Below are 24,590 nucleotides of genomic sequence, written 5' to 3'. Positions count from 1 at the left end.
ATACCAAATGACCTATACCCCGCATGGCAAGCATCTGATCGCAGGCGATTGGGTGAAGACCGAAACCCGTTTCACGTCTGACCCGGCGCATGGGCCCTCGCACGAGTTCTGCATGGGTACGGTCGAAATGGTGAATGCCGCCTGCGAGGCGGCCGAGGAGGCGTTCTGGGACTATGGCTATTCGAGCCGCGAGACCCGCGCGAAGTTCCTCGAGACGATTGCCGACGAGATCGAGGCGCGCGGCGAGGCGATCACCGAAATCGGCACGCAGGAAAGCGGTCTGCCCGAAGCGCGCCTGAATGGCGAGCGCGGGCGCACCACCGGTCAGCTGCGAATGTTCGCCGATCACATCCGCAAGGGTGACTATCTCGACCGTCGCCACGACAAGGCGCTGCCCGATCGCCAGCCGCTGCCGCGCCCCGATCTGCGGATGATCCAGCGTCCCATCGGCCCGGTCGCGGTTTTCGGCGCGTCGAACTTCCCGCTCGCGTTTTCGACGGCGGGCGGCGACACGGCCTCGGCGCTGGCGGCGGGCTGCCCGGTCGTGGTGAAGGGCCATCCGGCGCATCCCGGCACCGGCGAGATCGTGGCCGAAGCGATCAAGGCCGCGGCGGAGAAATGCGGAATGCCCAAGGGGGTGTTCAGCCTCGTCCAAGGCGGCTCGCATGATGTGGGGCAGGGGCTTGTGCAGCACCCGCTGATCAAGGCGGTGGGCTTCACCGGCAGCTTGGGCGGCGGCAAGGCGCTTTACGACCTTTGCGCGCAGCGTCCCGAGCCGATCCCCTTCTTCGGCGAACTGGGCTCGGTCAACCCGATGTTCCTGCTGCCCGAAGCGATTGCGGCACGCGGTGAGGATCTGGGCGTGGGCTGGGCGGCCTCGCTGATGATGGGGGCGGGCCAGTTCTGCACCAATCCCGGTATTGTCGTGGTCAAAGAAGGCACCGAGGGCGAGAGTTTCGTGACCGCGGCTCTCGCAGCGCTCGAGGCGGGCGGCTCGCAGGTCATGCTGACTGACGGCATCGCCGAAGCCTATAGCAAGGGCGCCGCGCGATTCGAGGAGGCCGGGGGCGTTCAGCAGCTCCTGACTCAGGTTTGCGACCGGCGCGAGGCGAAACCCTACCTATTCCGCGTCTCCGCCGCCGACTGGCTGGAGAACGAGGTTCTCTCCGAGGAGGTCTTCGGCCCGCTCGGGCTGATCGTGACCGTCAAGGATGACGACGAGATGCTGAAGGTCGCGCGCAGCTTCTCGGGGCAGTTGACCGCGACGCTGCATATGGATGACGGCGACGCGGCGCTGGCCGGACGGCTGCTGCCGGTGCTGGAGCGCAAGGCGGGCCGGGTGCTCGCGAATGGGTTCCCGACCGGCGTCGAGGTCTGTGACGCGATGGTTCATGGCGGGCCTTACCCGGCGTCCACGAATTTCGGCGCGACCAGCGTCGGCACGCTCGCGATCCGGCGCTTCCTCCGGCCTGTTTGCTTCCAGAACATTCCCGAGAACCTCTTGCCCGAAGACCTGCAGGGGTGAGAGGCTTCCGCAAATTGCGGGAGGATTCATATGAGCGTGTTTGACGACAGGGTTTGCGAGCTGGGCGAGGGGCCGTTCTGGCATCCCGAGCGCAGCCAGTTCTTCTGGTTCGATATCCTGAACCGCAAGCTGCTGACGCGCGATGCCAACGGGCCGCTCGAATGGCAGTTCGAGGGCATGGCCTCGGCGGCAGGCTGGGTGGATCGCGAGCGGATGATCCTCGCGACCGAGACCGGTCTGTCGCTGTTCCACATCGGCGAGGGCACGCTGGAGCCGCTCGTCGAAGTGGAGGCCGACGATCCCGCCACCCGCTCAAATGACGGGCGGGCGGATCGGCAGGGCGGCTTCTGGTTCGGCACGATGGGCAAAGAGGCCGAACGCGGACGCGGCACGATCTATCGCTATTATCGGGGCGAGCTGCGCCGCCTCGTCTCGGGGATTTCCATCCCCAACGCGATCTGCGTCACACTCGATGGTCGCACGGCTTACTACGCCGATACGCCCAGCCATAAGGTCTGGTGCCAGCCACTGGACGCGGATGGCTGGCCCGAGGGCGAGAGCCGGCTGTTTCTCGACCTCTCGTCCGAGGGCCTCTACCCTGACGGGGCAGTGGTCGATGCAGAGGGTGGCTTCTGGTGTGCGCTTTGGAGTTCGGGGCGGGTGGCCCGTTTCGATGCGGAAGGCCGCATGACCCATCATCTCGATTTGCCGGGGAAGAACAGCACCTGTCCGGCCTTCGGGGGCGCGGATATGCGCGACGTGCTGGTCACGAGCGCGCTTGAGGGGATGACCGATCCCGATGCGGATCAGGGTCTGTCCTATCTGCTGCGCGCGCCGTTCGTGGGCGTGCCCGAGCCGCGCGTGATCTTGTAACCTTTGTCGCGAGTCAGCTCGTGCGGCGTTCGCTCGCCGCACGCCGACTCTGAGTCGCGAGGGCAGGGCAATCCGGTCTTCGCGACCGTTTCATGACGCCGAAATAGTCACAAAGATCGCCTGCAGACTGTCATTTTCTTGGGGAAATTTACGCGTGGGGCGCCGTATGCGCCCCATGCCTCGCGGCGTTGCGATAAGGGCGTGATCGCCGGAGGCGTGTGAAAGGCCCTATGGATCTTCCGTTTTCAGGGTTTCTTGCCCGAGGCGTGTCGTGATCCCGAAGCCCCTAAAAACGCCCGATTATCACGCTCTGTCACGCAATCGCGACTGTTACATAGCTGTCAGAAAGCCCCGTCATGAGTGCACCCAGCGGACGGGACGAGTTTCGTTACCGCGTTCACAGCATCCGAATTCTGACAGCGAGGACTGTTCAATGTTCATCACCCGCCTCACCCTCACCGCCGCGATCGCCGGTGCGACGCTGGCTTCGGCCGCCGCGGTGCAGGCCGCCGACATCTCCGGCGCCGGCGCGACCTTCCCCTATCCGATCTACTCGGCTTGGGCGAAAACCTACAAAGAGAAGACGGGCACGGGCCTCAACTACCAGGCCATCGGCTCGGGCGGCGGCATCAAGCAGATCGAATCCCGCACCGTGACCTTCGGCGCTTCGGACAAGCCGCTGGGCGGCGACGAGCTGGAGAAGAACACGCTGGTTCAGTTCCCGACCGTAATGGGCGGCATCGTCCCGGTCGTGAATGTCGAAGGCATCAAGCCGGGCGAGCTGGTTCTCGACGGCGAGACGCTGGCGAAAATCTACGAAGGCAAGATCACCAAGTGGAACGATCCGGCCATTGCCAAGCTCAACGAAGGCGTGAAGCTCCCCGACGCGGCGATCGCCGTCGTCCACCGTTCGGACGGTTCGGGCACCACCTTCAACTACACCTATTACCTCGCCTCGGTCGACGAGACCTGGAAGAACGACATCGGCGTCTCGACCGCTGTCGAATGGCCGGTGGGTCTTGGCGCCAAGGGTAACCAGGGCGTGGCTGCGAACGTCGATCAGACGAAGAACTCGATCGGCTATGTCGAATATGCCTACGCGCTGCAGAACAACATGACCTACACGGACATGATCAACAAAGCAGGCAAGAAAGTCGCGCCGAAGGCCGAAGCCTTCGCCGCAGCCGCCGCCAATGCCGACTGGTCGAGCCAGCCGGGCTTCGGCGTCATCCTCGCCAACCAGCCGGGCGACAAGACCTGGCCGATGACCGCGGCGACCTTCATCCTGATGCACAAGGATGCCAAGGACGGTGCGGCTTCGACCGAAGCGCTGAAGTTCTTCGACTGGGCCTACGCGAACGGCGGCGACGCTGCCGCCAAGCTGGACTACATCCCGATGCCCGAAAACGTCGTGGCTCAGATCAAGAAAGAATGGGGTCAGATCAAAGGCAAGGACGGCAGCGCTGTCTGGTCGATGAACCACTGATCCTTCCTGCCATAAACACCTTCGGGGGAGGGCTGCATCTGCGGCCCTCCCTTTCTGCGATTTTGAGTGGAGTGCGCGATGACGGCGACAAGCGATTACGACAGCGGCGTGAAGAGCACGCGCCCGGTGGCCCAGTCCGACCGGATATTCGGCTCTTTGACGCTGGCCGCTGCGGTAGTGGTGCTGCTGGTTCTTCTGGGCGTGTTCGCCTCGCTCGTCATGGGGGCGTGGCCGGCGTTTAAGGAATACGGGCTGCCGTTCCTGTGGACCGCGAAATGGAACCCGGTGACCGATAAGTTCGGCGCGCTGGCGCCGCTTTGCGGCACGGTTGTCACCTCGATCATCGCGATGGTCATCGCGGTGCCGGTGGGGCTTGGCATCGCGATCTTCCTGACCGAAACCTGCCCGCGCGTACTGCGCCGACCCTTGGGGATCGCGATCGAGCTGCTCGCGGGCATTCCCTCGATCATCTACGGCATCTGGGGCCTCTTCGTCTTCGCGCCCTTCATGCAGAGCTATATCCAGCCCTTCCTGATCGACACGCTGGGCCATGTCCCGGTGATCGGCACGCTCTTCGCGGGCCCGCCCTACGGGATCGGGATGCTGACCGCGGGGCTGATCCTCGCGATGATGATCCTGCCGTTCATCGCGTCGCTCGCGCGCGACATTTTCCAGACGGTGCCGCCGATGCTGCGTGAAAGCGCATACGGCATGGGCATGACCCGTTGGGAGGTGAACCGCCATATCGTGATCCCGCATGTGCGCACCGCGCTGGTGGGCGGTATCATGCTGTCGCTTGGCCGCGCGCTGGGCGAGACGATGGCCGTGACTTTCGTGATCGGCAACGCGCATCGCATCTCGGGCTCGATCCTCGCGCCGGGCACCACGATCTCAGCAGCCATCGCCAATGAATTCACCGAGGCCACGACGCCGATCTACACCTCGTCGTTGATCGCGCTGGGCCTCGTTCTGTTCATCCTCACCTTCATCGTGCTTGCCGCAGCCCAGTGGATGCTCAAGCGCATGAAGCAAAAGTCGGGAGCGTAAGACATGGCTTCGATGACCCGCAGAAAGACCGTCAACGCGGTGATGATGACGCTGTCCACGGGGGCGGCGGCGCTCGGCCTCTTCGTGCTGGCCGTGATCCTGCTCTACCTGCTCTACAAGGGGGCGAGCGCGCTGAACCTTTCCGTCTTCACGCAAGACACGCCTTCGCCGATGGAGCCGGGGGGCTTGCGCAATGCGATCCTCGGCTCGGTGATCATGTCGGCGATCGCGGTGGCAATCGGGACGCCGATCGGCATCCTCGCCGGGACCTACATGGCCGAATACGGGCGCTATGCGAAGCTGTCGAAGGTGATCCGCTTCGTGAACGACATCCTGCTGTCGGCGCCCTCGATCATCGTGGGTCTCTTCGTCTATCAGGTGCTCGTCGTCAGCCTCGGGCATTTCTCGGCGCTGGCGGGCTCGGTCGCACTGGCGATCCTCGTGATCCCGATCGTCGTGCGCACCACCGAGGACATGCTGCGCCTCGTGCCCGATCAGCTGCGCGAGGCGGGGCTTGCGATGGGGTGGCCGCGCTGGATCGTGATCCGCACGGTCGCCTACAAGGCGGCGATGGCGGGGATCGTGACCGGCGTGCTGCTGGCCATCGCCCGGATTTCGGGCGAGACCGCGCCGCTTCTTTTCACGGCGCTGTCCAACAACTTCTTCAGCCTCGATCTGACGCAGCCGATGGCCTCGCTGCCGATCACCATCTTCCAATTCGCGCTCTCGCCCTATGACAACTGGCAGGCCCTTGCCTGGGCAGGCGCGCTTCTCATCACCGTCGCGGTGCTGGCGCTGTCGATTGTCGCCCGCCTCGTCACCTCCAAGAAGGAGAAACACTGATGGATACCCTTATTCGCGACCGCTCGCCCATGACCTTCGACGGGGTCGATCCCGCGCCGAAGCCGCGCATCTCGATCAAGAACCTCGATTTCTACTACGGTGATTTCAAAGCCCTGAAATCGATCAATCTCGACCTGCCCGAGAACCGCGTGACGGCTTTCATCGGCCCGTCGGGCTGCGGCAAGTCCACGCTCTTGCGCGTGCTCAACCGGATGTATGACCTCTATCCGAAGCAGACCGCGACGGGGGAGGTGCTGCTCGATGGCGAGAATATCCTTGGCAAGAAGGTCGATTTGAACCGGCTGCGCGCGAAGGTGGGCATGGTGTTCCAGAAACCCACGCCCTTCCCGATGACGATCCACGAGAATATCGCCTTCGGCCTGCGCCTCGCGAATTACGCGAAATCCGAGATCGACGACCGGGTGCAGGCGGCGCTGAAAGGTGCGGCACTCTGGGACGAGGTGAAGGACAAACTGCAAAGCTCGGGTCAGTCGCTCTCGGGCGGTCAGCAGCAGCGTCTGTGCGTGGCGCGCACCATCGCGGTGGAGCCGGAGGTGATCCTGCTCGACGAACCGGCTTCCGCGCTCGATCCGATCTCGACCGGCAAGCTGGAAGAGACGATCCACCAGCTCAAGGAGCAGTTCACCATCGCAATCGTCACCCATAACATGCAGCAGGCGAGCCGCGTCTCCGACCGCACCGCCTTCATGTATCTGGGCGAGCTGATCGAAGAGGGCGAGACCGCGCAGATATTCACCCGCCCGCGGGTCGAGCGCACCTCGGATTACATCACCGGGCGGTTCGGCTGATCGCACTGTCGCCTTGTTCTTGCAGGGGCGCGGGCGTAGAAGGCGGCCAGTATCCAGCGGAGTGGTGACATGGCTTTGAACAGACGGCGTCTTCTGCAACTCGGCGCGGCTTCGATGGCGCTGGCGGCAAGCCCGCGCGGCGCGATGGCCGCGTTCGACCCCAAGCCCACGGGCTGGCGCAGCTTCGAGCTGGTCACCAAGGTCAGCCTGCCCGGCGGTGGCGAGACCGCGCAGCTTTGGGTGCCGGTGCCCTCCGTGCATGGCGACGGCTGGATGAAGCCCGGCGCGGTGAACTGGGAAAGCGACGCGGACGAGGTGCAGATCGTGAACGCGCCCGACAGCGGCACGCCGATGGTGCATGCGGTCTGGGGCGCCTCCGACGGCCCGCGTACGCTGACCCTGACGACGCAGGCCCAGACGGAGGACTTCGTGGTCGATCTGAGTAAGCCGGGCGACGTGGCGCCGCTCGATGAGGTCGAGCGCGCGCGCTTCACCGCCGCGACCAAGCTGCTGCCGACCGACGGGATCGTGAAGCAGACCGCCGACTCGATTACCCGCGGGAAGACTGGCGATCTGGAGAAAGCCCGTGCGATCTACGAATGGATCGTCGAGAACACCGTGCGCAACCCGAAGACGCCGGGCTGCGGTCTGGGCGATATCTCCTTCATGCTAACCTCGGGCGATCTGTCGGGCAAATGCGCCGATCTCAACGCGCTCTTCGTCGGGCTGTCACGTGCTGCCGGTCTGCCTGCGCGCGACGTCTATGGCATCCGCGTCGCGCCCTCGCGCTTCGGCTACAAGAGCCTCGGTCTGAAATCCGACGATGCCACCGGCGCGCAGCATTGCCGCTCGGAAGTTTGGCTCAGCGGCTTCGGCTGGGTGCCTGCCGACGCGGCCGATGTGCGCAAGGTGATGCTGCAGGAAGGCGAGGGCCATCTGGGGCTCAAAGACCCGAAGGTGGTCGACGTGCGCGCGAAGCTGTTCGGCGCATGGGAAGGCAACTGGGTTGGCTATAACTACGCCCATGACGTAGATCTGCCGGGCTCGGACGGGCCGGAGCTGCCCTACCTGATGTATCCGCAGGCCGAGATCGACGGCAAACGCCGCGACTATCTCGACGCCAAGGACTTCACCTATCAGATCACCGCGCACGAACTGTCGGCCTGAAGTCTCTCGTATCGGTGACAATCGCGCACTTTCCCTTGGCGCCCTGCGGCGCTAAGGGCGTTTGCAGGAGGTGCGCCAGATGCGTGTTTTCATAAACGGGTTCGGACGGATCGGTCGCTCGGTGCTGCGCGCCTGGGCGGAGGCGCCTGCGCGCTGGCCGGGACTGGAGATCGTGGGCGTCAACGATATCGAAGCGCCCGAGATGCTCGCTTACCTCTTCGAATATGACAGCGTGTTTGGCCCGTGGCGCGGGACTGTCGCGCTAGAGCCGGGCGCGCTGGTGATCAACGGCACCCGGATCGCGCTGCACCGGGCCGATGATATCTCCACGCTCGATCTGTCGGATGTCGATCTGGTGATGGAATGCACCGGCCGCGCCGACAGCCCGCAGATTGCAGGGCAGGGGATCGCGGGCGGGGCTACCCGCGTGCTGATTTCCGGGCCTGCGAAAGCGGCCGAGATCACGGTGGTGCTGGGCGCCAATGACGCGGCGCTGAACGGGCAGAAGATCGTCTCCAACGCGAGCTGCACGACGAATGCGCTGGCGCCGCTTGCGCGGCTGATCGATGCGGAATTCGGGATCGTCACGGGCTCGATGACGACGGTGCATTGCTATACCGGCTCGCAGCCCACGGTCGACAAACCGCGCGGCCCGATGGAGCGCTCGCGCGCCGCCGCGCTGTCGATGGTGCCGACGACGACCTCCGCGGGCAAGCTGATGGAAGAGGTGCTCCCCGATCTCGCCGGTCGCCTGATCGCGCAGGCGGTGCGGGTGCCCACGGCGTCGGTCTCGGCGGTCGATCTGGCGGTGACGGTGAAAAACCCTGCCACCGTCGAGCAGGTTAACGCCGTGCTGCAAGGCGCGGGCGGGGTGATCGGCACGACCGGGAAGCCGCTCGTCTCCACCGATCTGCGCGCGCGCCCAGAGAGCATCGTCATGGCGCTGCCCGAGACGCGGGCGACCGAGCACGGGCTGATCCGGGTCTTCGGCTGGTATGACAACGAGTGGGGCTTCTCCAACCGCATGCTGGATATGGCGCTGCGGATGGGCTGACATGAAAAAGCCCCGCCGGATGGGCGGGGCTTCGTGTCGTGTTCGCTTGAGCGCGGATCAGTTCCGGTTGCCCATGAATTGCAGCAGGAACATGAACAGGTTCAGGAAGTCCAGGTAGAGCTGCAGCGCGCCGATGATGGCGGCTTTGCCCATGAACTCCGAGTCGCTGGCAGCAAGCTGCAGATAGGTGTTCTTGATGTTCTGCGTGTCGTAAGCCGTGAGGCCCGCGAAGATCAGAACGCCGATCACCGAGATCGCGAAGGCCATCGCCGAGGAGGCGAGGAAGATGTTCACGATCGAGGCGACGATCAGGCCGATCAGACCCATCATCAGGAACGAGCCCATCGCGCTCAGGTTACGCTTCGTGGTGTAGCCGTATAGCGAAAGACCCGCGAAGGAGATCGCCGTCACGAGGAAGGTCTGCGCGATCGAGATGCCGGTATAGGCGGCGAAGATGAAGCTGATCGACAGCCCCATAAGCGCGGCATAGACGAAGAACACGATCTGCGCCGTGCTGGTCGACATCTTGTTGATCATCGCACCGAAGGCGAAGACGATCGCCAGCGGCGCCAGCATCACAACCCATTTGAGGCCCGAGCCGAAGATCGCGGCAACGAGCGCCGGGTTCGTACCCACACCAAACGCCACGGCCCCGGTCACCAGCATCGCCAGCGACATAAGCCCGTAGACCTTGTTCATATGTGCGCGAAGACCCTCGTCAATCGCAGCCTGACGCGTGCCCGCCTGGGGGGTCCGCATCGTTTCGAAATCAGCCATCAGCACCTCCAACTATATCTCCCGGTCGTCCCTCGGACCGGTTTCGGTACCGATATTGGCAGAGCAGCCCCGAAATTCAAGATTTGGGGCTGCCTGAAAATGCGCCCTTTCACACTGTTTTCACGTCTTTTGTCTTAGCGGCCCGCGCGCCAGTGATCGGGGGCGTCCCAAATCCGGCGCCGTGCCTCGAATGCGGCCTCGGTCTTGCTCAGCCCGAGGTCGTCGAGAAGCCTTGAATCAAGGCGCTCGAGCGCCCGGCGCGACCGGTGATAGGCGGCCATGCGAGCGAGGGTCGCAAAGAAGCCGCGCCGTGCGGGACGGGCAGGGGCGCAGCAGGCGGCGTTGCGCCGGGTCAGGAAGGTCATCGTCTCATCCTCCGTGGCAGATCGTTCCTGCAAAGAAGGATGGCGCAAGTTTATTGATGATGAAAACGAATGATTGTGCTATTGAGTATCACGAAACGTGATGGATGGGCAAACTGGGCGGACATGGCGCAAAACCTCGATATCGCGGCGTTGCGGGCGCTTCTCACGGTCGCCGAGACCGGGTCGGTGACGCAGGCGGCCCGACTTCTGAACCTGACGCAATCGGCGGTCTCGATGCAGATCCGTCGCTTGGAGGAGGCGCTCGATAAAGGTCTCTTCGACCGGGCGAACCGCAAGATGGCGCTGACCCGTGCGGGGCGCTCGCTGCTGGACCACGCCCGCCGGATTTGTGCCGAGAACGATGCGGCGCTGGCGCGACTGCGCGCGGCGGATGCCGAGGTGACCGTGCGGTTCGGTCTGCCCTATGATCTGGTCAGCCCGCAAATGCCGGGCCTGCTGCGCGCGATGGCCGAGCAATGGCCGATGGTGCGCCTGCAGCTTGTTTCGCGCCGTTCGTCGCTGCTGCGCCGGATGTTCGATGCGGGGGAGCTCGATATTATCCTGACCACGGAAGACAAGCCCGGACACGAGGCCGAGGTGCTGGCTTCCGATGATCTGGTCTGGATCGGCGCGCAGCTCGGGCGGGCCTTTTGCGAGCGCCCTCTGATGCTGTCGATCGAGGAAAGCTGCGCTTTCTATGACGCGGCACTGGAGGCGCTTGAATCGGTCGGGATCGAGGCGAAATCCGCTTTCGAGGGACAATCCGACGAAATGGCGAGCGCAACGGTGGCGGCCGATATGGGCGTCGCGGTGCGTCTGTCGCGATATATCCCGCTGGGCTGCGTGGCCCTGGGGCCCGAGAGCGGCCTGCCGGCGATCGGCCGCTCGCGCATCTGTTTCTACGACACGGGCCGATTGACCGGCGACCCGGTCGACGCGTTTCGCGCCATGCTCCGCGAGGCCTATGCCTGAGCTCCGATCTCGATGACTAGCTTGCCGGTGGAGCGGCGCGCGCGTAGATCCTCTAGCGCGTCGGGGATCTGCTCCATCGGATAGGTCGCGCCGATATGCGGGGTGAGCCCGCCCTGAGCGAACCAGTCGAAGAGCCGCGCCATCGAACCGGTCAGCACCTGCGGGTCGAGCTTGAGATAGCCGCCCCAGTAGAGCCCGTGGATCGCGATATTCTTCACCAGCGCGTGGTTCAACGGCAGTTTCGGCTGGCTGCCGCTGGCGAACCCGATCACGAGATAGCGCCCGCCGGGCTTCAGCGCGCGGAAAGCCGCTTCGCCCGCCGGGCCGCCGATCGCGTCATAGACGACATCGCAGCCGCCAAGCGCCTTGATGGCCCCCTTGAGGTCGTCACTCTCACTGTCGAGCGTCTCATCGGCTCCGGCGTCCCGCGCAATTTGCTGCTTCGCCTCGCCGCGCGCGCAGGCGATCACCCGCGCGCCCATCTTCTTGCCGATCTCGACCGCGGTGAGGCCGACACCACCAGCCGCGCCCAGAACCACCAGCGTCTCGCCCTCAGCAAGCGCTGCGCGCGTCTCCAGCGCCACATGGCTGGTGCCATAGGCGATCTGGAAGGCCGCAGCCTGCGCGTAGCTCATCGCGTCCGGCATCGGGGTGCAGCGGCTTTCCGGGAAATTGCCCGCCTCCGCCAGCCCGCCTTGGCCCGCAAAGACCGTAACGCGCGTGCCCGGAGCGAGCGTGCAGCCTTCGCCTGCCGCGATGACCTCTCCCGCGAGCTCCATCCCGAGCGTGAACGGCGGGGTGGGGGTGTCTTGGTATTTCCCCTCGATCACCAGCAGGTCGGCGAAGTTCAGGCCGCAGGCCCGGATGGCCACCTGCACCTCGCCCGGCCCCGGCGCGGGCAGGGGGATTTCGGTCAGCTCGGGGCGTTGCCCGGGGGCGGTCTGAACATAGGCGCGCATCGAATGCTCCGGCAGGTTGTGTCTCGAGGCGGGTCGGCCAAGCGGGCGGACCCTTCGTTGCCCGTGATAAACCGCGCGAAAGATCAGGACCAGCCCGCACATTCGGCGTCGGAAGCGACCCCGCGGCAGGTCCGATTCGCGGGTTGACGCGCGAATCAATCCCTCGTGAAAGACCGGTTAGCGCCACCATCTTCCCCTACGGCACCTGAGTCGCTGATTTGCAAATCGCAAAACACGCGGAAGGCGAATAGCGGGCGACCTATCCTTTAGGTTAGGTGTGCTGTGGAAAGCCGCAAAATCCCTGTCTTTTTGGACAGGTTTGCGATTTTACCCGCGCAGGCCACACTCAGCGCACGGTAGTTTGCGGGTGAAATTGGCTTAAAGGGGAAAGAGTATGAAGCATCCGGTTGATGTCCACGTGGGCAAGCGTATCCGGCACCGGCGCTGGATGATTGGGATGACCCAACAACAGCTCGCGGATAAGGTTGGGATCAAATTCCAGCAGATTCAGAAATACGAAACCGGGATGAACCGCGTTTCGGCATCTCGGCTCTGGGATATCGCGGATGCGCTCGAGGTTCCGATCTCGTTCTTCTTCGAGGGGCTCGCGGAAGACAGCGGGATGCAACCGGAAGTGGCGGGGGATATTCTGTCCGACAAGGAGGCGCTCGCGCTCGTGCGCTCCTATTACGCGATCCCGGAGGCGCAGCGCCGCCGGTTGTTCGAACTGGCCAAGGTTCTGTCCGACGCGGCCTGAGCGCCACGCGGACGAGTTTAGGCGCAACTGGCGACCGAATGTGGGGCGGTCGGCAGCTTGACCCGGAGAAGGGGGGCGGTTACCGCTCCCCTTATCTCATTTCTGGGGGGCGGTTGCGGTGACGGCACGGCCCTGGGAGGACACCGATGCTTGATCTCGATACCGATACCCGTGCGGCGCTCGCCGCGCTGGCCAATGACCTTGCCGATTGCGCCCGTCGCGAGACCCTGGCGCAGTTCCGGCCCGTGGGCGGGATCGGCGCGGATAACAAGCTCGAAGGCGGTTTCGATCCGGTGACCGAGGCCGACCGCTCCGCCGAGGCCGCGATGCGCGCCTTGATCGCGGAACGCCGCCCGCAAGACGGCATCTACGGTGAAGAACATGGCGTGACCCGTGGCGAGAGCGGCCTGACCTGGGTGCTCGACCCGATCGACGGCACGCGCGGCTACCTTTCGGGCACGCCGACATGGGGCGTGCTGATCGCGCTATGCGCCGAGGAAGCGGATGGTCCCGGCGCGCCGATGATGGGCGTGATCGACCAGCCCTATATCGGAGAGCGTTTCACCGGTGGCTTCGGCCGCGCGACGCTGGAGGGGCCGCATGGCGGGCGCGATCTCGGCGTGCGCTCCGGACGCGGGCTCGACAGCGCGACGCTTTTCACCACCTTCCCCGAAGTCGGCACGCCCGACGAAGGCGCGGCCTTCGCGCGGCTGTCGCAGCAGGTGCGACTGACGCGCTACGGGATGGATTGCTATGCCTATGCGCTGCTCGCCGCCGGCCAGATCGATCTGGTCGTCGAGGCGGGGTTGCAGCCCTATGACGTCGCGGCCCCGATCGCGGTGATCGAGGCGGCGGGCGGCCTTGTCACCAACTGGCAGGGCGGCCCGGCCCATCGCGGCGGGCAGGTGCTTGCTGCCGCGTCGCCCGAGATCCACGCCGCCGCGCTCGACGTGCTGAACGGCTAACCTCTTCCTCTTGGCAAAAATACCCCGGGGGGTGAGGCGGGATCAGCGGCCTTCCAGTGGAAGGACGCCCCGCCGAACGCCCGAAGCGCGAGCGGAGGGCAGAGAAGAGCGGGGGCAGCGCCCCTCCACCCTCAGTCCTTGCGCTTGCGGAACAGCTTCTCGCGTCCGATCCGGTCCAGCAGTTCGCGCGTGGCTTCCGTGCCGAAATGCTGACGATGGGCGAGGTCGGGCAGGCGGTTCGAGATCTCGCGGCCGAGTTCTTCGGGAAGCAGCGAGAGTGTCGCCTCAGAGACCATCAGGCTCTCCACCGGAATGCCCTCGGCGTAGATGATCTCGTGCCGGTCGAAGACCAGCGCGTAGTAATCGACGAAACCGCCCTCGCGCTGCCAGACATTCTCGCCATCGACGAGATGCTTGGCCTGCACGAGGATTTCCGACGTGTCGCCCAGCTTGTGCACACCGCGGCGATAGAGGAACACGCGATGATGGGGTGAGATCACCAGATCGCCCTCATTGCCCAGCACGCCCGCCGAAATCACGACCGGCGCGAAAGACGCCAGTGCCCGCATCGTCGCCTTCGCCACCAGCTTCACCGGCTGCGGACCGTTGTCGCGGGTCAGCACGCGCGCGCCCGGGGTGAGTTGCTCGATCGGCATCTGCGCGCCGCCTGCCAGCGTGATCATCGTGCCGGTGGTGAAGGCCACGCAGACGAGGTCCGACAGCAGCGCCTCGCCGGGGTCTTCGCTGGCTTCCAGAAGCGTGTAATCGAAGCGCGCCGCCATCGGTGAAAGCGGCAGCGCATAAAGCGCGTCCGTGGCGTCGTGGCGGATCATCAGGATATCGACCGTGTCGCCCTCGGGCGTGATCAGCAGGTGCCGCGCGATCAGCGCGAGCGCATCGCCCGGCGCGCCGATCTCGGAGCCGGTTGCCACGATCGGCGCGGTCCCTTGCTGGGCCAGCACGAGGCGACGCGGTTTGGCGGCGCGATGAAGCTGATAAACGTCGCCGGGTTCGCAGTCTTCGGCAAGACCGAGCGCGTCGCCATGATTGGCCCCGGAGGTCACCCAGATATCCTCGGCCTCGAAGACGTGAACGATCTGGCTCGGGTTGGACACGCGCTCTCCCTCGCCCTGCCGGGCCGTCTGAAACTGATGGATCGCATCGGCTTACCGCGGGCCGCTCCCGATGGTCAAGCGGCGACAGCGCGCTTGTCCTCCCCCGCGCGCAAGCTACTGTCCGAGGCGAAGCTGGCAGGGCGGCGCGCGGTGTTTCGTGCGAGGGGCCCCGCCGGAGCACGCCGGAGAATGACAGTAAAGGAGAGGGCGCGATGGATCTTGGGATCAAGGGCCGCAAGGCGATCGTATGTGCGGGGTCGAAAGGGCTTGGACGGGGCTGCGCGATGGCGCTGGCGCAGGCGGGCGTCGAGATCGTGCTGAACGCGCGCGGCGCCGATGCGCTGGCCGCGACCGCGAACGAGATCATGGCCGCGACCGGCGTGACCGTGACGCCCGTGGCCGCCGACATCACCACGCCCGAGGGGCGTGCGGCGGTGCTGAGCGCGGCGGGCGAGGTCGACATTCTGGTGACCAATGCGGGCGGGCCGCCTCCGGGCAACTGGCGCGACTGGTCGCGTGACGATTTCATCGCGGCGCTCGACGCGAACATGCTCGCGCCGATCGCGATGATGCAGGCGGTTCTGCCTGCCATGATCGAGCAACGCTGGGGCCGGGTGGTCAACATCACCTCGCAATCCGTGCGCGCGCCGATCGCGCAGCTCGGCCTGTCGAACTCCGCGCGCTCGGGCCTGACGGGCTTCGTTGCGGGCACCTCGCGGCAGGTCGCCGAATATGGCGTGAACATCAACAACCTGCTGCCGGGCCTGCATGCGACCGACCGTGCGGTGTCGCTCGATACGGCGGCGGCGAAGACGAAGGGCATCTCGGTCGAGGAGGCGAAAGCGCAGCGCGAAGCGACGATCCCGGTGCGCCGCTACGGCACGCCCGAGGAGTTCGGCGCGACCTGTGCCTTCATGTGTTCGGCTCATGCGGGTTTCATGGTCGGGCAGAACGTGATGCTCGACGGCGGGCTGAACAACATCTCGATCTAAGACGGACCTGCCGGTCTGCCGGGCTTGCTTGGGGGGCGGGGGGCTGTTATCTCCCGCCCTGTATTGCCTGACACTTTCGGTCGAGATTTCGCTGCATGAGCGCACAATTACCCCCTCCGCGCCTCGAAGTTCGCGCGCTTGGCCGCGTGTTCGACGGGCGGGCCGTCGTCGATGACGTGTCCTTCGCGATCCCCGCGGGGCAGGTGACCTGTCTGCTGGGCCCCTCGGGCTGCGGCAAATCGACGACGCTGCGGCTGATCGCGGGCGTCGACATGCAGGATACGGGCGAGATCTACGTCGATGGTAAGCTGATCTGCGACACGGTGTTTCGTATCCCGCCCGAGCAGCGCGCGATCGGGTTGATGTTTCAGGACTTCGCGCTGTTTCCGCATCTGACGGTGGCCGAGAATATCGCCTTCGGCCTCAAGGGCGATTCAGCGGCGAAGCGCGCCCGTGTGACGGAATTGCTCGAGAAGGTGCGGCTCACGCGGCATCGCGACAGCTATCCGCACGGGCTTTCGGGCGGCGAGCAGCAGCGCGTGGCGCTCGCGCGTGCGCTGGCGCCCCGGCCGCGTATCCTCTTGATGGACGAGCCTTTCTCGGGACTGGACGAGCGTCTGCGCGACGATATCCGCGACGAGACCTTGGCGCTTTTGAAAGAGGAAAACACCGCCGTTCTGCTGGTCACGCATGAGCCGCATGAGGCGATGCGGATGGCCGATGAAATCCTGCTGATGCGCGGCGGGAAGATCGTGCAGCGCGGCGCGCCCTACAACCTTTACAACGCGCCGGTGGATCGCGCGGCGGCGGCGTTCTTCTCGGATGTGAACGTGCTCAAGGGTCAGGTGCACGACGCGCTGACCGTGACGCCCTTCGGTGATTTCCTGACGCCGGGCCACGCGGACGGGACCGAGATCGACATCGTGATCCGCCCGCAGCATCTGAAGATCGATTTCGACCGGGCAGGGCGCGGCCCGGCCCCGACGCCGCAGGACGGAACGCCCGCGCGTGGCGTCGTTGAACGCGCGCGCTTCCTGGGCCGCGAGAGCCTCGTCGAGTTTCGGATGGATTTCGACGGCACGATCCTGCGCGCCAGCGTCCCGAACGTCTTCCTGCCGAAGCCCGGCACGCCGATGTGGTTGATGATCCGCCGCGACCGCTGCTTCGTCTTCCCGGCGAAAGGGGCTGGCGCTTAAGCGCTCAGCGGTCCTGCCGCCCCGCGCGTCCGCCCCGGCGTTTGCGCAGTTGCGGCGCGCGCTCGGGCAGCTCCGCCATCACTTCGCGGCGCGCCTCGGGCGTCATCCGCGACCATGCGCCGATTTCGTCCATCGTGCGGTAGCAGCCGATGCAGATTCGCGCCTCGGGGTGGATCTGGCAGAGCTTGACGCAGGGGCTCTCGATCTCGGCGCGTTTCCAGATGCCGTCGCTGTCGGAAGGATTGTTCATGCCGCCCCCAGATAGCGCAGCCGATCCAGCGCGCCTTGCAGGATGAAGCTCGCCGCGACGTGGTCGATCGCCTCGGCGCGTTTGGCGCGCGACATGTCGGCCTCCAGCATCGCACGTTCGGCGGCGACCGTGCTCAGCCGCTCGTCCCAGTAGCCGATCGGCAGATCGGTGAGACGGCTGAGGTTGCGGGCGAAGGCGCGGGTCGATTGGCAACGCGCGCCCTCGGTTCCGTCCATGTTCTTCGGCAGGCCGAGGATCAGGCCCTTCAGTTCGCGCTCCGCCACGATCTTCAGAAGCGCCTCGGCATCGAGGCCGAATTTCTTGCGTTTGATCGTCGAGAGCGGCGTCGCGACCGAGCGCAGCCCGTCGGACACCGCGACGCCGATGGTCTTGGTGCCCAGATCGAGACCCGCGACCCCGCCCATGCGGGGGATCGCTTCGGCGAACTCTTCGATCGTCTCGCAGATCATTCCGCCACACCCGCCGATTTCGCCGCCGCCTCGACCTGAGCCAGCGCGTCCGGATTGTCCGCCAGCGCCTTTTGCGCCTCGCCCCAAGCTTCCTTGGCGCGTGCGTTCTCGCCCAGTGTCGCGAGCGACGAGATCACGCGCGCCCATTCCTGCGGCGTGCCGCCGTCGGTGGTCAGCCGGTCAAAGAGACCGTCGACCATGCCCTGGATCATCTGCTGGCGCTCCTCGGGCGTCATGGACTGCGCGTCCTTCATCTGCTGGGCGCTCGGGCCGGGGAGGGCCGGGGCCGCTTGCGGTGCGCTTTGCCCCGCCGAGGCGCCGCCCATATCCTTGAGCGCCTGACCGGCGGGCGCCTGATGGGCTGCGTCGATCTTCGCCATGTCTTCCGGGCGGGAGCCGAATTTGCCCTTCGCTTCGCCATAGATCGCATCGGCGCGGTCGACCTCACCGATCATGCGCAGCGACGAAATCAGACGTGCCCAATCATCCGCGCTGCCGCCTTCCTGCGCGAGCCGGTCGTTCAGCCGCTCCACCATCGAGCGGATCATGTCCTGACGGGCCTCGGGCGACATATCCGCTGCCGCCGCGACGTCTGCCTGCGACGGACCGGGGGCACCGCGCGGTCTGGGCGGGGTGTAGTCCTTCTCGCCCGCGAGCCATGCCAGGTCGTTAATGTTCTGCCGCATCATCGGCACCCAGGGGTCGCTATTCTCCGAGTTGCGCAACGCGCTGTCCCAGAAGCGGAACGCGCGGTCGGCACGCCCGTTCTGCAGCATCATCAGGCCGACATAATAGAGCGACAGCCCGTTCTTCGGATCCATCGTCAGTGCGGTCGCGAAGACTTTCTCCGCCTCGGGGGTGATCATTCCGCCTGCCGCCACGGCCATCATGTCGCCCAGCTCGGCGTAATCCTGCGCCGTCGCAGAATCGCCTTTGGTCGCGACGAGACGCTGCTGCGCCTTCCACGCGGCATCGAAGTTGCCCAGAGTCGCCTCGTTGCGTGCCAGCAGTTCGAGACCTTTCGGATCGTTGGGCTTTTTCGCCACGGCTTCGCGCAGCTTCTTCATCAGTGCGAGGAATTGCGGATCCGGGTTGGATTGAGGGGCGGTCGCACGGGCTTTTGCCATTTTCTCGGCTTCGGCCTGCGAGGGGCGGCTGTCATAGAGCTTGTCGGCATCTGCAAGACGCACACCGATAGGCTGGTCCTCGTACCCGTCCTGCCCCACGTAATCGTAGAGCGCGAATGCCCCGCCGAAAATCACGACGACGCCAAGCACAACTGCGATGGTCGCCCCTTTCGGCGCGCGGCCCAGATCGGAGCCTGCCTGTGCCTTGCGGTCGGCCTCGAGCATCCGGCGCGAAATTTCCAGCTTCGCGCGGTCGGCTTCCTCGCGCGAGGTGACGCCGCGTTCAACGTCGCGCTCCAGATCGCGCAGCTGGTCGCGATAGACCTGCACGTCATACGAGGCCGCAGGGGCCATCTCGTCCTCGCCGCGCCCACGCAGCAGCGCAAGGGCGAACAAAAGCGCGATGACCGCAACGAGCGCGGCGGCGATAATCCAGAACAGCATGGCGTCTCCTCATCCTTCGTTCCCCATTTAGGCGAGATGAGGCCGCGCCGAAAGGGTCTAGCGCGTGAATGGAACTCGATGTCGCAGGCCCATGTCGCTTTTTTCCCTGCGATGCCGCAACAGGGGGGCTTTCGTCCGCCGCCCCGGTCCATCACAAAGGCGAAAGAGTCGAGATTGCTCGGAGGCGCGCTCATGAAACGCTATTCGATGTTTGCCGTTGCACGTGAGGCGATGCGCTTCCATCGCGGCTGGGAACGAGCATGGCGCTCCCCCGAGCCGAAGAAACGCTACAAGGTCATCGTCGTTGGGGCGGGCGGGCATGGCCTCGCCACCGCCTATTACCTCGGCAAGGTGCATGGCATCACCGATGTCGCGGTGATCGAGAAAGGCTGGCTGGGCGGCGGCAATACGGGCCGCAACACCACGATCATCCGCTCGAACTACCTGCAGGACCCCTCGGCCGCGATCTACGAGAAAGCCCGCGCGCTTTACGAGGATCTCAGCCAGGATCTGAACTACAACGTGATGTTCTCGCCGCGCGGTCTTCTGATGCTGGGCCAGACCGAGCATGAGGTGCGCGGCTACAAGCGCACGGTGCACGCCAACCGTCTGCAGGGCATCGACACCGAATGGATCGGGCCGCAGCAGGTCAAGGATCTCGTGCCGATCATCAATATCGACGGGCCGCGCTACCCGGTGCTGGGCGCTTTGCTGCAAAAACGTGGCGGCACGGCACGGCACGATGCGGTGGCCTGGGGCTATGCGCGGGCCTGTTCCGATATGGGCATGGATATCATCCAGAAATGCGAAGTGACCGGCGTGCGCACCGAGGGCGGCAAGGTGCAGGGCATCTCGACCAGCAAGGGCGAGATCGACTGCGAACAGCTCGCCATCGTCGTCGCGGGGCACTCCTCGGTCATGGCCGAGATGGCGGGCTTCCGTCTGCCGATCGAGAGCGTTGCGCTGCAGGCCTGGGTCTCCGAGCCGATCAAACCCTGCATGGATGTGGTCGTGATGGCCAACACGGTGCACGGCTACATGTCGCAATCCGACAAGGGCGAGATGGTGATCGGCGGCGGCACGGACGGGTTCAACAACTACACCCAACGCGGCTCGTGGCACCATGTCGAGGAAACCACCCGCGCGCTGGTCGAGACCTTCCCGATCATCTCGCGCCTGAAGATGCTGCGCCAGTGGGGCGGCATCGTGGACATGACCGGCGACCGCTCGCCCATCCTGTCGAAAACGCCGGTCGAGGGCATCTTCGTCAATTGCGGCTGGGGCACTGGCGGGTTCAAGGCGATCCCGGGCTCCGGCTATGGCATGGCCGAGCTGATCGCGCGCGGCCACTCGCCGCTGACCGACCAATTCGGGCTCGACCGTTTCAAGGAAGGCCGCTTCATCGACGAAAGCGTCGCCGCAGGGGTGGCGCACTGATGAAGACGACCTCCCTTTCGACCTGCTTCAAATCCCTCCCGGCGCTCTCCAACTGCGAGGTGCATCCCAAATGCTGACCCTCACCTGTCCCTGCTGCGGCGTCATCGCCGAGGAAACCGAATTCGCTCCGGGCGGCGAGGCGCATCTCAAGCGCTTCGGGCCGGGCTCGTCGGATGACGAGTTCGAGGGCTACCTGTTCGCCCGCAAGAACCCGAAAGGCGTCCATTTCGAGCGCTGGCGGCATGCCTATGGCTGCGGCAAGTGGTTCCTGGCTGCACGCGACACCAACACGCTCGAGGTGTTTGCGACCTACAAGGCGCAGACCGCCGAGCCCCCCGCAGATGTGATCGCGAAGATCAAAGCGAAACGCCCCGACTGGGAGGGCTATAAATGAGCACGCGTCTTTCCAAGGGTGGTCGTCTGATCGACCGCGCGAAACCGCTCGCCTTCACCTTCAACGGCAAGCCGATGCGCGGCTTTGCGGGCGATACGCTGGCTTCGGCTCTGCTGGGCGGCGGTCAGGTCATGGTGGGCCGGTCGTTCAAATACCACCGCCCGCGCGGCATCGTGGCGTCGGGCGCGGAAGAGCCGAACGCGCTCGTCGGTCTGGGTCGTAACGCACGGTTCGAGCCCGATCAGCGCACCACCACGACCGAGTTGTTCGAAGGCGCCGAGACCACCAGCCAGAACCACTGGCCGTCGCTCGACTTCGATATCGGTGAGATCAACAACACCTTCTACAAATTCCTGCCCGCGGGTTTCTACTACAAGACCTTCATGGCGCCGCGGGCTGCGTGGAAGCACCTGTTCGAGCCCATCATCCGCAAATCCGCAGGTCTTGGCGGTGTGCCGAAAGAGGCCGACCCGGATCGCTATGAACAGGTCTATGCCCATTGCGACGTGCTCGTCGTGGGTGGCGGTGTGGCGGGTCTTGCCGCGGCGCTCAAGGAAGGTCGCGCGGGCAAGCGCGTCTGGCTGATCGAGCAGACCCCGAACTGGGGCGGGCGCACCCCGGTCGATGGCGGTCAGATCGACGGTCACGACGCGCAGAAGTGGATTGACAGCGCGCTGGTCGAACTGTCCTCGATGGAGAATGTCACGATGCGCACCCGCCTGATGGCGGCGGGTCTGCACGATCATGGCTATGTCATCGGCTACGAGAACCTCGGCGACACCACCCCCGGTGATGGCCGTCCGCGCCACCGTCTGTGGCGCATCCGCGCGGGCCACACGATCACCGCGACCGGCGCGATCGAACGCCCGCTCGCCTTCGCGGGCAACGACGTGCCCGGCGTGATGCTGGCCTCGGCGGTGCGCGATTACATCGTGAACTGGGCGGTTTCGCCCGGTGATCGCACGGTGCTCGTGACCAACAATGACGACGCCTACCGCACGGCGCTCGCGATCCTCGATGCAGGTCTGACGGTCTCGGCCGTGGTCGATGCGCGCGAGGAAACCCATGGGGCACTGCCCGAAGCCGTGAAGGCGCGCGGCGTGCGTGTCCTCGAAGGGCGCGGCATCGCGAAAGTGCTGGGCCGCAAGGGCGTCTCCGGCGTCGAGATCTGCGCACAGGCAGGCGAGGGCGGTGCGGTCGAGATGATCGACTGCGATTGCGTCGCGATGTCGGGCGGCTGGTCGCCGGTCGTGCACCTGTGGTCCCATTGCGGCGGCAAGCTAACCTGGGACGATGCGCGCGCGATGTTCCGCCCCGATCCCAACCGTCCGCCGACCGGCGCGGACGGGACCGGCATGGCGACGGTCGTGGGGGCCGCCAATGGCGATCTGACGCTCTCCGAGGCGATGGGCGGTCTGGGTATCGGCGCAGCTTCCGAGGAAGAAGCGCCGCTCGCCCCGGTCTGGATGATGCCCGCAGGCGCGCCCGACGCGCTGCGCTTCAAGAGCTTCCTCGACTACCAGAACGACGTGAAGGTCTCCGACGTGCAACTCGCTGCGCGCGAGGGCTACGAGTCGGTCGAACATACCAAGCGCTACACCACGCTCGGCATGGCGACCGATCAGGGGAAACTGAGCAATATCAACGGGCTCGCGATCCTCTCGGACGCGCTTGGACAACCGATCCCGGCCACTGGCACGACCACCTTCCGCCCGCCCTACACGCCGATTTCGCTCGGTGCGGTGACGGCGGAGGCCAAGGGCGAGCTGTTCCAGCCGTTGCGCCGCACCCCGATCCAGTCCTGGCACGAGGCCAAGGGCGCGCATTGGGAACCGGTCGGCCATTGGCGTCGTCCCTATTGCTACCCGAAATCGGGCGAGAGCCATCGCGACGCGGTCAATCGCGAGATCACCAATACCCGCAAGAATGTGGGCATGCTCGACGCCTCGACGCTGGGCAAGATCGTGGTGAAAGGGCCCGATGCGGGGAAGTTCCTCGACATGCTCTACACCAACATGATGTCGACCCTGTCGGTGGGCAAATGCCGCTACGGGCTGATGTGCAACGAGAACGGCTTCCTGATGGATGACGGCGTCGTGGCGCGGCTCGACGAGGATACGTGGCTGTGCCACACGACCTCGGGCGGGGCCGATCACATCCACGGCTGGATGGAAGACTGGCTGCAATGCGAGTGGTGGGACTGGAAGGTCTATACGGCCAACCTGACCGAGCAATACGCGCAGATCGCCGTTGTCGGTCCGAAATCGCGCGAGCTGCTGGAGCGCTTGGGCGGCATGGATGTCAGCAAGGAGACGCTGCCCTTCATGAAATGGACCGAGGGCAAGCTGGGCACGTTCGACGCGCGCATCTTCCGCATCTCCTTCTCGGGCGAACTGAGCTACGAAATCGCGGTGCCCGCGAGCCAAGGCCTCGCGCTGTGGAAGGCGCTCATGGCTGAGGGCGAGGCGCTTGGCGTGATGCCCTACGGCACCGAGGCGCTGCACGTGATGCGCGCGGAGAAGGGCTTCATCATGATCGGCGACGAGACCGATGGCACGGTGATCCCGCAGGATCTGGGTCTGAACTGGGCGCTCTCGAAGAAGAAGACCGACTATCTGGGCAAGCGCGCGCAGGAGCGGTCCCACATGACCGACCCGAACCGCTGGAAGCTGGTCGGCCTGGAGACGCTCGACGGCTCGGTGATCCCCGATGGCAGCCACGCGCCCGCCGACGGGTTCAACGCTAACGGCCAGCGCCACACGCAGGGCCGCGTCACCTCGACTTACTACTCGCCGACGATTGGCAAAGGGATCGCGATGGGGCTGGTGCTGAACGGGCCCGACCGTATGGGCGAGGTGATCGAGTTCACCGGTGAGGGCGAGGAAATGGTCAAGGCGCGGATCGTCGATCCGGTCTTCTACGATAAGGACGGGGAGAAGCAGAATGTCTGAGGCCGTCAGCGCCCTTTCGGGCCAGACCCACGAAGGTTTCGTCACCGTGTCCGAGGCCGGGCTGGTGGGCATGATCTCGATCCGCTCCGATCTGGAGGCCAAGGGGCTCGCCAAGGCGCTCAAAGCCGAGGGGCTTCCCGTCCCCGGCCCGCGCCGGATCGAGACCGCAGACGGGCGCTCGATCGCCTGGATGAGCCCCGATGAGCTGTTGCTGATCTGCGCTCATGACGAGGCGCCCGCGCTGACCGACCGGCTGGCCAAGGCGCTTGCCGCAGATCATGCGCTGGTCGTCAACGTCTCCGACGCCCGCGCGATGTTCACCATCCGTGGGGACAAGGCGGATCAGGTGGTGATGAAGCTCTCGCCCGCCGATATCGCGACCCTGCCCGAAGGCGAGATCCGCCGCTCCCGCACAGCGCAAGTCGCAGCCGCGTTCTGGCGCTCCGGGGAAAGTGAAATCTCACTCATATCTTTCCGCTCTGTTGCCGGCTATGTTATGGGACTGCTTGAAGTTTCCGCCCGCGAGGGCAGCGATCTCTTTTAACATCCGGGCGTTGGTCTTGCATTAATCGGGCCGCTTCGTGCCCGATTAATTTGTCGAGGCCATATGTTCCG

24 protein-coding genes are annotated in these 24,590 nt (G+C 65.3%); 17 read left to right on the top strand and 7 right to left on the bottom strand.

The window, feature by feature from the left end; all coding sequences use genetic code 11:
- Positions 1–7 precede the first annotated feature (7 nt).
- From AKL02_RS14725 to AKL02_RS14690, 8 genes are all read left to right on the top strand, one after another.
- Positions 8–1,525: an aldehyde dehydrogenase (NADP(+)) gene (locus AKL02_RS14725; protein WP_083079006.1), complete on the top strand. Its 1,518-nt coding sequence runs from the start codon at positions 8–10 to the stop codon at positions 1,523–1,525.
- Positions 1,526–1,549: 24 nt separating this feature from the next.
- Complete coding sequence (locus AKL02_RS14720) at positions 1,550–2,398, top strand: SMP-30/gluconolactonase/LRE family protein (protein ID WP_108722415.1); 849 nt, start codon at positions 1,550–1,552, stop codon at positions 2,396–2,398.
- A gap of 433 nt (positions 2,399–2,831) precedes the next feature.
- Positions 2,832–3,884, top strand: coding sequence for a phosphate ABC transporter substrate-binding protein PstS (gene pstS / locus AKL02_RS14715; protein WP_083079008.1), 1,053 nt, complete (start codon positions 2,832–2,834; stop codon positions 3,882–3,884).
- Between the two features lie 78 nt (positions 3,885–3,962).
- Complete coding sequence (pstC, locus tag AKL02_RS14710; RefSeq protein WP_083079009.1) at positions 3,963–4,931, top strand: phosphate ABC transporter permease subunit PstC; 969 nt, start codon at positions 3,963–3,965, stop codon at positions 4,929–4,931.
- A gap of 3 nt (positions 4,932–4,934) precedes the next feature.
- Positions 4,935–5,774, top strand: a complete 840-nt coding sequence (pstA, locus tag AKL02_RS14705) for a phosphate ABC transporter permease PstA (RefSeq protein WP_083079010.1) — start codon at positions 4,935–4,937, stop codon at positions 5,772–5,774.
- A 29-nt stretch (positions 5,775–5,803) separates the two neighbouring features.
- Positions 5,804–6,583, top strand: a complete 780-nt coding sequence (pstB, locus tag AKL02_RS14700) for a phosphate ABC transporter ATP-binding protein PstB (RefSeq protein WP_078520583.1) — start codon at positions 5,804–5,806, stop codon at positions 6,581–6,583.
- Between the two features lie 69 nt (positions 6,584–6,652).
- A complete protein-coding gene (locus tag AKL02_RS14695; protein WP_083079011.1) occupies positions 6,653–7,750 on the top strand; it encodes a transglutaminase-like domain-containing protein in 1,098 nt (365 codons plus the stop codon).
- A 79-nt stretch (positions 7,751–7,829) separates the two neighbouring features.
- Positions 7,830–8,804 carry a type I glyceraldehyde-3-phosphate dehydrogenase gene (locus tag AKL02_RS14690; RefSeq protein WP_083079012.1) on the top strand — a complete coding sequence of 325 codons (975 nt, stop codon included), beginning with the start codon at positions 7,830–7,832 and terminating at the stop codon, positions 8,802–8,804.
- Positions 8,805–8,861: 57 nt separating this feature from the next.
- On the opposite strand, the gene AKL02_RS14685 is transcribed toward AKL02_RS14690, so the two are convergent.
- Positions 8,862–9,581: a Bax inhibitor-1/YccA family protein gene (locus AKL02_RS14685; RefSeq protein ID WP_078541880.1), complete on the bottom strand. Its 720-nt coding sequence runs from the start codon at positions 9,579–9,581 to the stop codon at positions 8,862–8,864.
- 134 nt (positions 9,582–9,715) lie between these two features.
- Positions 9,716–9,946: a DUF1127 domain-containing protein gene (locus AKL02_RS14680; protein ID WP_078520581.1), complete on the bottom strand. Its 231-nt coding sequence runs from the start codon at positions 9,944–9,946 to the stop codon at positions 9,716–9,718.
- 81 nt (positions 9,947–10,027) lie between these two features.
- Here AKL02_RS14680 and AKL02_RS14675 point away from each other — a divergent pair, with 81 nt between their 5' ends.
- Positions 10,028–10,918, top strand: coding sequence for a LysR family transcriptional regulator (locus AKL02_RS14675; RefSeq protein WP_165757018.1), 891 nt, complete (start codon positions 10,028–10,030; stop codon positions 10,916–10,918).
- Here the strand turns inward: AKL02_RS14675 and AKL02_RS14670 are convergent.
- Positions 10,909–11,877 carry an NADPH:quinone oxidoreductase family protein gene (locus AKL02_RS14670; RefSeq protein WP_083079014.1) on the bottom strand — a complete coding sequence of 323 codons (969 nt, stop codon included), beginning with the start codon at positions 11,875–11,877 and terminating at the stop codon, positions 10,909–10,911. The two genes, AKL02_RS14675 and AKL02_RS14670, sit on opposite strands and share 10 nt — an antisense overlap.
- Positions 11,878–12,271: 394 nt before the next feature.
- On the opposite strand from AKL02_RS14670, the gene AKL02_RS14665 reads away from it, so the two are divergent.
- Both AKL02_RS14665 and AKL02_RS14660 read left to right on the top strand, forming a co-directional pair.
- A complete protein-coding gene (locus AKL02_RS14665) occupies positions 12,272–12,634 on the top strand; it encodes a helix-turn-helix domain-containing protein (protein WP_078541876.1) in 363 nt (120 codons plus the stop codon).
- Between the two features lie 146 nt (positions 12,635–12,780).
- Positions 12,781–13,599 carry an inositol monophosphatase family protein gene (locus AKL02_RS14660; RefSeq protein ID WP_083079015.1) on the top strand — a complete coding sequence of 273 codons (819 nt, stop codon included), beginning with the start codon at positions 12,781–12,783 and terminating at the stop codon, positions 13,597–13,599.
- 131 nt (positions 13,600–13,730) lie between these two features.
- Here AKL02_RS14660 and AKL02_RS14655 read toward each other — a convergent pair whose 3' ends face one another.
- Positions 13,731–14,714: a Hint domain-containing protein gene (locus AKL02_RS14655; RefSeq protein WP_083079016.1), complete on the bottom strand. Its 984-nt coding sequence runs from the start codon at positions 14,712–14,714 to the stop codon at positions 13,731–13,733.
- A gap of 212 nt (positions 14,715–14,926) precedes the next feature.
- Here AKL02_RS14655 and AKL02_RS14650 point away from each other — a divergent pair, with 212 nt between their 5' ends.
- Positions 14,927–15,706, top strand: a complete 780-nt coding sequence (locus AKL02_RS14650) for an SDR family oxidoreductase (RefSeq protein WP_078520291.1) — start codon at positions 14,927–14,929, stop codon at positions 15,704–15,706.
- Positions 15,707–15,801: 95 nt separating this feature from the next.
- Entirely contained in the window at positions 15,802–16,902 is a 1,101-nt protein-coding gene (locus AKL02_RS14645) for an ABC transporter ATP-binding protein (RefSeq protein WP_083079017.1), read from the top strand.
- Positions 16,903–16,906: 4 nt separating this feature from the next.
- Here AKL02_RS14645 and AKL02_RS14640 read toward each other — a convergent pair whose 3' ends face one another.
- From AKL02_RS14640 to ccmI, 3 genes are read right to left on the bottom strand one after another with little or no spacing between them, the layout of a single operon-like run.
- Positions 16,907–17,152 carry a DUF1289 domain-containing protein gene (locus AKL02_RS14640; protein WP_083079018.1) on the bottom strand — a complete coding sequence of 82 codons (246 nt, stop codon included), beginning with the start codon at positions 17,150–17,152 and terminating at the stop codon, positions 16,907–16,909.
- On the bottom strand, positions 17,149–17,622 hold the full coding sequence (gene ruvX / locus AKL02_RS14635; protein ID WP_083079019.1) for a Holliday junction resolvase RuvX: 474 nt from the start codon (positions 17,620–17,622) through the stop codon (positions 17,149–17,151). Before ruvX ends, AKL02_RS14640 begins: the two co-directional genes overlap by 4 nt.
- Positions 17,619–19,193: a c-type cytochrome biogenesis protein CcmI gene (gene ccmI / locus AKL02_RS14630; RefSeq protein ID WP_078541871.1), complete on the bottom strand. Its 1,575-nt coding sequence runs from the start codon at positions 19,191–19,193 to the stop codon at positions 17,619–17,621. Before ccmI ends, ruvX begins: the two co-directional genes overlap by 4 nt.
- A 192-nt stretch (positions 19,194–19,385) precedes the next feature.
- On the opposite strand from ccmI, the gene AKL02_RS14625 reads away from it, so the two are divergent.
- From AKL02_RS14625 to AKL02_RS14610, 4 genes are all read left to right on the top strand, one after another.
- Positions 19,386–20,630: a sarcosine oxidase subunit beta family protein gene (locus AKL02_RS14625; RefSeq protein WP_078520286.1), complete on the top strand. Its 1,245-nt coding sequence runs from the start codon at positions 19,386–19,388 to the stop codon at positions 20,628–20,630.
- 70 nt (positions 20,631–20,700) lie between these two features.
- Positions 20,701–21,024, top strand: a complete 324-nt coding sequence (locus AKL02_RS14620) for a sarcosine oxidase subunit delta (protein ID WP_083079020.1) — start codon at positions 20,701–20,703, stop codon at positions 21,022–21,024.
- Positions 21,021–23,975, top strand: a complete 2,955-nt coding sequence (locus tag AKL02_RS14615; protein WP_083079021.1) for a sarcosine oxidase subunit alpha family protein — start codon at positions 21,021–21,023, stop codon at positions 23,973–23,975. Before AKL02_RS14620 ends, AKL02_RS14615 begins: the two co-directional genes overlap by 4 nt.
- A complete protein-coding gene (locus AKL02_RS14610) occupies positions 23,968–24,519 on the top strand; it encodes a sarcosine oxidase subunit gamma (RefSeq protein ID WP_083079022.1) in 552 nt (183 codons plus the stop codon). Before AKL02_RS14615 ends, AKL02_RS14610 begins: the two co-directional genes overlap by 8 nt.
- Positions 24,520–24,590 lie beyond the last annotated feature (71 nt).

The organism is Thioclava electrotropha, assembly GCF_002085925.2.
GTDB lineage: Bacteria > Pseudomonadota > Alphaproteobacteria > Rhodobacterales > Rhodobacteraceae > Thioclava > Thioclava electrotropha.
Note: the sequence above shows the minus strand (reverse complement) of the source record. Positions and strands in the feature narration are given on the sequence as shown.

Excerpts from the sequence above, each read along its gene's own strand:
- AKL02_RS14725 (WP_083079006.1), top strand. The coding sequence starts at position 8 with ATGACCTATACCCCGCATGGCAAGCATCTGATCGCAGGCGATTGGGTG.
- pstS (WP_083079008.1), top strand. The coding sequence starts at position 2,832 with ATGTTCATCACCCGCCTCACCCTCACCGCCGCGATCGCCGGTGCGACG.
- pstC (WP_083079009.1), top strand. The coding sequence starts at position 3,963 with ATGACGGCGACAAGCGATTACGACAGCGGCGTGAAGAGCACGCGCCCG.
- pstA (WP_083079010.1), top strand. The coding sequence starts at position 4,935 with ATGGCTTCGATGACCCGCAGAAAGACCGTCAACGCGGTGATGATGACG.
- pstB (WP_078520583.1), top strand. The coding sequence starts at position 5,804 with ATGACCTTCGACGGGGTCGATCCCGCGCCGAAGCCGCGCATCTCGATC.
- AKL02_RS14695 (WP_083079011.1), top strand. The coding sequence starts at position 6,653 with ATGGCTTTGAACAGACGGCGTCTTCTGCAACTCGGCGCGGCTTCGATG.
- AKL02_RS14690 (WP_083079012.1), top strand. The coding sequence starts at position 7,830 with ATGCGTGTTTTCATAAACGGGTTCGGACGGATCGGTCGCTCGGTGCTG.
- AKL02_RS14685 (WP_078541880.1), bottom strand. The coding sequence starts at position 9,581 with ATGGCTGATTTCGAAACGATGCGGACCCCCCAGGCGGGCACGCGTCAG.
- AKL02_RS14680 (WP_078520581.1), bottom strand. The coding sequence starts at position 9,946 with ATGACCTTCCTGACCCGGCGCAACGCCGCCTGCTGCGCCCCTGCCCGT.
- AKL02_RS14670 (WP_083079014.1), bottom strand. The coding sequence starts at position 11,877 with ATGCGCGCCTATGTTCAGACCGCCCCCGGGCAACGCCCCGAGCTGACC.
- AKL02_RS14665 (WP_078541876.1), top strand. The coding sequence starts at position 12,272 with ATGAAGCATCCGGTTGATGTCCACGTGGGCAAGCGTATCCGGCACCGG.
- AKL02_RS14660 (WP_083079015.1), top strand. The coding sequence starts at position 12,781 with ATGCTTGATCTCGATACCGATACCCGTGCGGCGCTCGCCGCGCTGGCC.
- AKL02_RS14650 (WP_078520291.1), top strand. The coding sequence starts at position 14,927 with ATGGATCTTGGGATCAAGGGCCGCAAGGCGATCGTATGTGCGGGGTCG.
- AKL02_RS14645 (WP_083079017.1), top strand. The coding sequence starts at position 15,802 with ATGAGCGCACAATTACCCCCTCCGCGCCTCGAAGTTCGCGCGCTTGGC.
- AKL02_RS14640 (WP_083079018.1), bottom strand. The coding sequence starts at position 17,152 with ATGAACAATCCTTCCGACAGCGACGGCATCTGGAAACGCGCCGAGATC.
- ruvX (WP_083079019.1), bottom strand. The coding sequence starts at position 17,622 with ATGATCTGCGAGACGATCGAAGAGTTCGCCGAAGCGATCCCCCGCATG.
- ccmI (WP_078541871.1), bottom strand. The coding sequence starts at position 19,193 with ATGCTGTTCTGGATTATCGCCGCCGCGCTCGTTGCGGTCATCGCGCTT.
- AKL02_RS14625 (WP_078520286.1), top strand. The coding sequence starts at position 19,386 with ATGAAACGCTATTCGATGTTTGCCGTTGCACGTGAGGCGATGCGCTTC.
- AKL02_RS14620 (WP_083079020.1), top strand. The coding sequence starts at position 20,701 with ATGCTGACCCTCACCTGTCCCTGCTGCGGCGTCATCGCCGAGGAAACC.
- AKL02_RS14615 (WP_083079021.1), top strand. The coding sequence starts at position 21,021 with ATGAGCACGCGTCTTTCCAAGGGTGGTCGTCTGATCGACCGCGCGAAA.
- AKL02_RS14610 (WP_083079022.1), top strand. The coding sequence starts at position 23,968 with ATGTCTGAGGCCGTCAGCGCCCTTTCGGGCCAGACCCACGAAGGTTTC.